The sequence below is a fragment of the Paenibacillus timonensis genome (assembly GCF_022427145.1).
GTDB classification, from domain to species: Bacteria; Bacillota; Bacilli; order Paenibacillales; family Paenibacillaceae; genus Fontibacillus; species Fontibacillus timonensis.
Window position 1 is genome coordinate 1 of the sequence record NZ_JAKSXN010000106.1, and the last position, 7,328, is coordinate 7,328.

At 55.7% G+C, this 7,328-nt stretch carries 9 protein-coding genes; 3 read left to right on the plus strand and 6 right to left on the minus strand.

Annotated features, from left to right (window positions below; genetic code table 11):
* Positions 1 to 76: 76 nt before the first annotated feature.
* Genes MJ257_RS23980 through MJ257_RS24005 form a run of 6 tightly spaced genes read right to left on the minus strand, consistent with a single transcriptional unit; the run spans position 77 to position 5,256 of the window.
* Entirely contained in the window at positions 77 to 961 is an 885-nt protein-coding gene (locus tag MJ257_RS23980) for a metallophosphoesterase family protein (protein WP_240271688.1), read from the minus strand.
* A gap of 4 nt (positions 962 to 965) precedes the next feature.
* Positions 966 to 1,289, minus strand: coding sequence for a DMT family transporter (locus MJ257_RS23985; protein WP_240271689.1), 324 nt, complete (start codon positions 1,287 to 1,289; stop codon positions 966 to 968).
* 23 nt (positions 1,290 to 1,312) lie between these two features.
* A complete protein-coding gene (locus MJ257_RS23990; RefSeq protein ID WP_240271690.1) occupies positions 1,313 to 2,131 on the minus strand; it encodes an HAD family hydrolase in 819 nt (272 codons plus the stop codon).
* A complete protein-coding gene (locus MJ257_RS23995) occupies positions 2,106 to 3,470 on the minus strand; it encodes an ABC transporter substrate-binding protein (protein ID WP_240271692.1) in 1,365 nt (454 codons plus the stop codon). Before MJ257_RS23995 ends, MJ257_RS23990 begins: the two co-directional genes overlap by 26 nt.
* Positions 3,471 to 3,507: 37 nt before the next feature.
* Positions 3,508 to 4,350 carry a carbohydrate ABC transporter permease gene (locus tag MJ257_RS24000; protein ID WP_144870653.1) on the minus strand — a complete coding sequence of 281 codons (843 nt, stop codon included), beginning with the start codon at positions 4,348 to 4,350 and terminating at the stop codon, positions 3,508 to 3,510.
* Between the two features lie 21 nt (positions 4,351 to 4,371).
* The gene (locus MJ257_RS24005) at positions 4,372 to 5,256 is read right to left on the minus strand and encodes a carbohydrate ABC transporter permease (protein WP_240271694.1); all 885 of its coding nucleotides are present in this window, start codon (positions 5,254 to 5,256) and stop codon (positions 4,372 to 4,374) included.
* A 199-nt stretch (positions 5,257 to 5,455) separates the two neighbouring features.
* Between MJ257_RS24005 and MJ257_RS24010 the strand changes: the two genes are divergently transcribed.
* The 3 genes from MJ257_RS24010 to MJ257_RS24020 all read left to right on the plus strand — a co-directional run bounded on the left by MJ257_RS24010 (position 5,456) and on the right by MJ257_RS24020 (position 7,119).
* On the plus strand, positions 5,456 to 6,025 hold the full coding sequence (locus MJ257_RS24010; RefSeq protein ID WP_144870691.1) for a GbsR/MarR family transcriptional regulator: 570 nt from the start codon (positions 5,456 to 5,458) through the stop codon (positions 6,023 to 6,025).
* Positions 6,026 to 6,108: 83 nt separating this feature from the next.
* Positions 6,109 to 6,873 carry a polysaccharide deacetylase family protein gene (locus tag MJ257_RS24015; protein ID WP_240271695.1) on the plus strand — a complete coding sequence of 255 codons (765 nt, stop codon included), beginning with the start codon at positions 6,109 to 6,111 and terminating at the stop codon, positions 6,871 to 6,873.
* 51 nt (positions 6,874 to 6,924) lie between these two features.
* Entirely contained in the window at positions 6,925 to 7,119 is a 195-nt protein-coding gene (locus MJ257_RS24020) for a hypothetical protein (protein WP_240271697.1), read from the plus strand.
* The last annotated feature ends 209 nt before the right edge of the window (positions 7,120 to 7,328 follow it).

The following is a 7,328-nucleotide window of genomic DNA, read 5'->3' on the forward strand; positions in this document are numbered from 1 at the left end:
CGTTGGTGCCGGGGCAGGCAGAAGGTCGGCGGTTCTGTATGGAGTTCATATCGACGAATTCGGCACTACGCCACCTCTACCTTCCCCGCGGATAATCCACCCGAAACTGCGCGGCCTCCACCCATTCACCGCAGGTAAAATCCCGGCCGCGCACGAGGACATGATCGCGGTAGACTTCCACGTAGAAACCTTGGCTGCCGTCCTTATGTTCGTCTTCGTCGGTCCACAGATAGGCAACCGAAGCCGCGTTGAACATCGCCGGCCCTTCGCCCCGCAAGCCGAAAGAAGTGCTCTGCGCATCCAGCTCCCAATGGGTATGCCCCGTAAACAGGATCGCCTGCGGATGACGGGCCAGCACAGCCCGCAGTTCCGCGTCCTGCACGATGCCGTACCAGCGCTGCGCTTCATAGGAGCCCGCTACCGTATTGAGCAGCGGTTGATGCAGGAACACAAACGCAGGTCGGTCAACTGCACCGTTTTCCCCTAACTTATTGTCCAGCCAAGCCAGTTGCTTCTCCGACAAAGAGCTGAATAACTCCAACCCTTCTTCCGTTCCGAGGAAAATAAAATGATACCCGTCAATCCAGTGATCATGATAGATGCCCTCTGCCCCGGTGCCGCGCAAAAACTGTCCCAGACGCGCCTCCCAGTTTCCCAACGCGACATCGTGGTTGCCCATCGTCACATACAGCGGAGGCAACGCCCCGCCAAACCGTTGCCATATCCGGTTCCACGCTTCGTATTCCTCCGGAAACCCGTGATCGGTCACGTCCCCCGCATGCATGATTCCGACGCTTCCGGCGCCGTTCGCCGCGATATCTTGCAGTGCCCGCTCCAGGTTGACGTTATGCGTATGCTGCTCGTCTGCCCGAACATGCGTATCGGTGATCACCTGAAAAGCAAGCAGAAGCTCCTCCTCCCGACGGTCTTCCCCAACCCGCATATCATTCGTATCGTTCATTTCATTACCCTCCCTTGCCGCTTAAATTCAACCCGATGACGCCGAGGACGATGACCCCGATCCACAGGATTGAGGGCACCGATAATTTCTCCTGAAACAGGATACTCCCCGCCAAAGAAATCAGCACAATGCCCACCCCCGACCATACCGCATAAACGGTACTTACCTTCATATACCCCAGCGCAAAATTCAGAAACGTAAAGCTGGCCCCGTAAAAAACAAACATCAGCACCGAAGGAACCAGCCGGGTAAAGCTATCCGACAGCTTCATCGACACCGTGCCGGACAACTCCAGCACGATGGCCAGAGCCAGGAATAACCAACCCATTTTCTTCTTCCACCTTTCCGGTATTACCGAACTTGCCCGAGCCGAAGCTCGCGATATCCCGCAATGACGGCATCCGCCGACGGGAAGGCCTCCCTCTCCTCCAACGCCTGACCCTCGGCCAGCGCGATGGCTGCCGCCGCCCCGGCGGTGCGGGCCATCTGCATGTCGCCGTCCGTATCGCCGATAACGGCCACTTTCGCCGCCTGCACGCCAAGTTCCCGGCAGGCCAGCTCCACCATATCCGGATAAGGCTTGCCCCGGCTTACCCGATCTGCCCCGACGCATACGGAGAAGTACGGGCGGATGCCCAGCCATTCCAGATGTGTCTCCGCCGCCTCCGTTTCATCGGAGGTGACGATGCCGAGCTGGAGCCCCGCCTGACGGCATTGCTCCAGGAATGGCTGAACCTCCGGCAGCAGCCGGGCTGTGCGGGAGCGCTCCAGCGCTTCGTCCGCCGCCTCGCGGCACTGCGCCGCGAGCACCTTGGCTTCCGCCCAGGAGAGACCGGCTTTGTAGCCCTCCAGCGCCAGCAGCGTCAGCAGATCATCCACCGTGCCCATCGACAGCGGGCTGTTCCGATCATATCCGGAGATTTGCCCGTCAGCATCGTACCGAATTCCCCAGAGTTGGAGCAAATCGGAAGATGCCTGCAGCCGACGACGCTGGGTTAATTCGGAGGAAAAACGGGCGAGCATCCGCTCGCCCCACGTTCCCCATGTGGTGATAAAATCCATCAGCGTTCCGTCCTTATCGAACAAAATCGCCTCGATCGCAAATGCCTTCCCTGCTACGGCTAATGTGGCCGCAGGGTAACGATTACTTCCGGATTCGGTCGAGTTCACGCTGCGCCGTCTCCTTCGCTTCCTTCAACGCTTCGGCTGCCGGGGTATTGCTGATCTGCACCTTGTCGGCGGCAATTTTCAGCGCGTCGGTGATTTTGCCGCCCGTCGGATCCTGGAACGGCTTCGAGGCATGCGTAGCTTGCTTCAGAGGCACGGTCGCCTGCGGGTTCTGTTCGCTGTAAGCTACGAACTCCGGATCGTCCAGCGCCGATTGGCGTACGGCGATATAACCGGTATTCATCGACCAGAACGCGGTATTCTCCGGACTCATGAAGAAGCTGTACCATTTCATCGCAGCCTGTTGCTGCTCAGGGCTGGCGGCGGCCGGAATGCCCGCCATGATCGCTTGAGCGACCGGCTTGCCCGGGCCTATCCCTTCCCAGCCCGGCTGCTCCATCGCCGCCACGATGTTAAAATCGAGGTCGCCTTGGTCGCCGCTGGAGCCGGTATATCCCGCCGCTTGGCCTTTCATCACGTCGTCAATCGTTTTGTACCAATACTCCCAGCCTTGGCCGCCGGAGTGAATGCGCATGATTTTGTCCTCATGAATCCATTTGCGGAACAATTCCCAGGTCTCTACCCATTCCGGTGAATCGATCAGCACCGTGTTGCCGTCCTCGCTAAGGATTTTGCCGCCTTTGCCGAATACGGCATCCATCATGTTCTCCGCGCCCCACATCGGCTCCCAGCCGTAGAACACGGTTTTGCCACTTTCCTTCACGGTCATTTTCGACGCTGCGTCGGCAAGCGCCTCCCAAGTGGTCAGATCCTCGGCTTTGATGCCGTTCTTCTCGAAGGCGTCCTTCCGGTAATACATCACCTGCGTCGTGCCGTACATCGGCAGGAAAAACTGCTGGCCGTCGACCTTCCCTTGCTCCAGGAACGTCTGCACCACGTCCTCCGGATGGAAATCCGGTGAAGCGGCGATCAGTTCGTCCAGCGGGGCGTAATACCCTTTGCGCGCCCAATCCACGTTGGACGACAGAACCGCGGCAGGTACCGTACCGGAGGCGATAGCCGCTTGCAGCTTCTGCTCCGTTTCGCTGTAATCGGCTTGCACGACCGGCTTGACGACCACTTCCTGCTGCGAGCTGTTGAACTTATCGATCAAAGCCTGCATGTTTTCGCCGAGCTTCCCGCCAAGCCCGTACCAGAACTCGATCGTAACCGGCTCCGCCGTTTTGGTCGTATTATCGGCATTCGCCGTATTCCCCGCCGGCGCAGCCTGAGCCGGATCGGCCGTATTCCCCGCAGCGCCGGATCCCCCGCCGCAAGCACTGATGAGTAAGAACGTACAAGTCATGAACAGTCCAAACCACGATTTTTTCCAATTCGACATTTTCTAGCCTCCACTTCATGATTTCAACTTCATTTACCTATCCTTTGCTAGCACCTGCGGACAAATTGACGCTTTGCATGATCGTCTTCTGGGTCAGCACGAACAACACGAGCAACGGTGCGATCGTGAAGGCGCTGGCGGCCATAATGAGCGGCCATTTCAGCCCGTAAGCACCTCCTTCCACGAAAAAGCTGCGCAGACCGGCCGAAACGAGCTGCAGGTCTTGGCTTTTGGTGATCAGCATCGGCCAGAAATAGTTGTTGTATTGCTCGATAAAGGTGATGAGTCCGAGCACCGCAAACGAAGAGCGCGCAAGCGGCAGCAGGATGGTCCAAAGGATGCGGAGATGCGACGCCCCGTCGATTTGCCCGGCTTCCACCAGCTCATGCGAGATTTGCAGGAACGCTTGCCGGATCAAGAAAATCGAAAATACGCTGACGCAGTTGGAGAGGATCAGTCCGGCATAAGAGTCCAGCAAACCAAGCCGGCCCAGCACGATATATCCCGGGAGGTAAACGGCGGTGCTCGGCACCATGTAACCCACCAGCACCAAGGCGGTAAACGCCCCCTTCAAGCGGAATTTCATATGGGTCAAGGCATAGGCCATCATCCCCGAATTTACGACCTGAATCGCGACGATGACCGCAGCCACGAAGATGCTGTTGAACATGTACCGTTCAAACGGAGCCGCGGCCCAGGCTTCGGCGAATTGTCCCCATTTGGGGTTATGCGGCCAGATCGTCGGCGGAAACTGCCAGATCTCGTCATTGCTCTTCAGCGCGCTGGTCGCCATCCAGTAGAACGGAAACGCCATGATCAGCGAGGCCGCCGCCAACAGGACGTGGCGGATAACGGAGCCCCATTTCTCGAAACGTTGCATGAATTGAAGTCCCCCTTTCCTCTACGAAGAGTAATGCACCGTGCGGCGGCCAACCCAGAACGATAACAGCGACAATCCGACGCTCCCGATGATCAGCATAATCGCGACCGAAGAGGCTTGCCCGATTTGAAACGCATCGAAGGCGGACTGATAATAGAGGTATAGCAAGGTGCGCGTCGATCCGGCAGGTCCGCCTTGCGTCAGCACATTGATCTGGTCATACGCCTGTAGAGCCTGAATGAGCTGAACCACCACCAGAAAAAAGGTCGTCGGAGAAATGAGCGGCAAGGTCACGTTCCAGAATTTGCGCCAGCGGTTGGCGCCGTCAAGGGCGGCTGCTTGCAATAGCTCCGCAGGTACGTTGCGCAGCGCAACAAGGTAGAAAATCATCCCCCAGCCGGCGGATTTCCAAACGGTCACCAGCAGGATGCCGACGAGTGCCCAGTTCGGATCCTCCAACCAGCGCACGCCTTCCAGGCCAAACGCCTTCAGCAGGGTGTTCGCCAGGCCCACCTCGGGTTCGAATATCCAGGACCATACGATCGAGACCGCCACCGTCGGCGTTACCCAAGGGGAGAACATCAGCATCCGGTAGACGGCGCCGCCTTTCATGTTCCGGTTTAGCAGCAGCGCAAGCCCTAAGCCTAATACGACGACGGGTACTACGCTGCCTGCGCAAAATAACGCGGTGACCCGGAGCGATTGATAAAAGGACGGGTCGGCAAACAGGTCGCGATAATTTTGCAGCCCGACGAACAACTTGTCCGGACTCATGAAGTCCCATTCCGTGAAGCTTAGGTAGATGATGTACCCCAGCGGATAAAACCAAAACAACGTCAGCGGAACCATCGCCGGGAGCGTAAACAGCAAAGCCCGAACCTCTTCCGCCCATAGCGAACGTTTCATGGATCCTCCTTTTGTTTCATTCAAATTTCATTGAATATTTGTTATAATAGCTGAAAATACGCCATTCATAACCGGTCTGTTCAATATTTATTGTACGTTCATTCTGAGTTCAATGGGTTATCTCTGCGTGAAGCGGCGATTAATTTTATGTAAAATTTTCGAGGCAGGTGTTACGGTGAAGAAGCCAACGTCGGGAAAAATGCCGGACCCGCGAAATTTCCGGGAAGAGCTGCGCGCCAAAGTGATCGATGCGATTGCGCAGACGATGGACCTGTACGGCGTGAATTACTCCTATGGGCAGCTGTACGGCATCATGTTCTTCGAGGATCGGCCCATGACGCTGGAGGAAATGCAGCAAAGCATGAATATGAGCAAAAGCAATATGAGCTATGCCGTTCGCTCTCTGGTCGATTCCAAAATGGTGACCAAACTGGACGAAAAGGACGTCCGCAAAGATCTTTATGCGGCAGAGACCGACTTTTTCAAAGCGTTTCAGGCCTTTTTTGCTACCAAGCTGCAGCGGGAAATCGATGTCATGCGCGGAGCTCTGGAAACGGTAATTCCGTCCCTCTCGGAAACGATCCTGGAGCTGGAGACTTCGGAGGAGGAGCGAAAACGTTGCTTGGAGGATTTGCACAAGCTGAAGCATGCCGTGAGTTATTACGAATGGTTGCAGCGGTTCGTCGACCGCTTGCAGAGCGGCGAATATTTTGAAGAAGAGATCGATTCCCCAAACAAGGATAAAAGTGCCGGAGATCAGCCAAACTAAACGAACAGCCCGACCGGGGGAATCTTTGCTTTTCCCGGCCGGACAAGCTTTTCAAGTATAGTTGATGGAGGCACGTTGAACCGATGTTAAAAATCAAACTGGGGGCAGCGCTCGCTCTCGCCCTCTCGGCTTCGCTCCTAACCCCTGCAGCGGAGGCTTCCTCCCCGGCTCAGGGCAAAGAACGGAGCTACTACGAGGAACGCGGGGACATTGTATGGGAAGTGCCGATGCCGGGAAAATACATTGCCTTGACGTTTGACGACGGGCCGGATGAACAGCAAACCCCGAAAATCCTCGAGCTTCTCGAGCAATACCAAGCGAAGGCCACCTTCTTCGTCGTCGGCGACCGGGTCAAACGGTTTCCCGAAATCGTCAAAATGGAACAAGCCGGGGGCCATGAGATCGGCAACCACTCCTATCACCATCCTTCGTTTCATCGGCTGCCGTTAAAGACCTTGACGGATGAGATGGCTATGACGCAGGAAGCCGTATTCGAGACTACCGGACGTAGACCGGTCCTCTTCCGTCCACCGGGCGGTTATTATAATGAAGCCATCGTCGAGTTAACCAAACATAACGACCTGCAAATGATCCTCTGGTCCTGGCATCAGGATACGAAGGATTGGGCATCGCCCGGCGTGTACAAGATCGTCCGCAAGGTGCTGAATAACGCCCGCAACGGCGATATCATCCTGATGCATGATTACGTGCATAACAGCACGCAGACGATCGAAGCGCTAAAAGTCATTTTGCCCGAACTCCAAAGCCGGGGATATCGGTTCGTCACCGTTTCCGAGCTGCTTAGCCATAAGGTCACGCCGGATCATCACATTAAGGTCAACCACTAAACCAGAAGCGTTCCGTTAGTCGACAGCTATATTGGAAAGGAGCAGGCACGTATGGACTTGGATAAGGAACAAGGCACCCTGTCCCCCGGAGAGGGATCCGGCGTCGATCCGATCCCCGTTCCTAAACACCCCACCTCCGCGACGGAAAACGTCGAGGATTTCGTCGGCGAGATGATGGACGAATGGACGGAAACGTTCACGGGCAAGGATAAAGACAAGGATACGAGCAAGGATCAAACGCACTAAAATCCTACGCAAATGCAGCAAGGCGGCCCCCCCTCCGTCTTGCTGCATTTTACTTTAAATTTTATTTTCTCAAAATTAAGTATTTGTGATTTAAATCACATATAACGTGAAAAATGTCACATATAATAAAGACATCAAAGATGATCATCCGAAAAACAAATCGAACGATAAACCAAAGGAGTGGGAATCATGTTTAACAATTTCCTGAA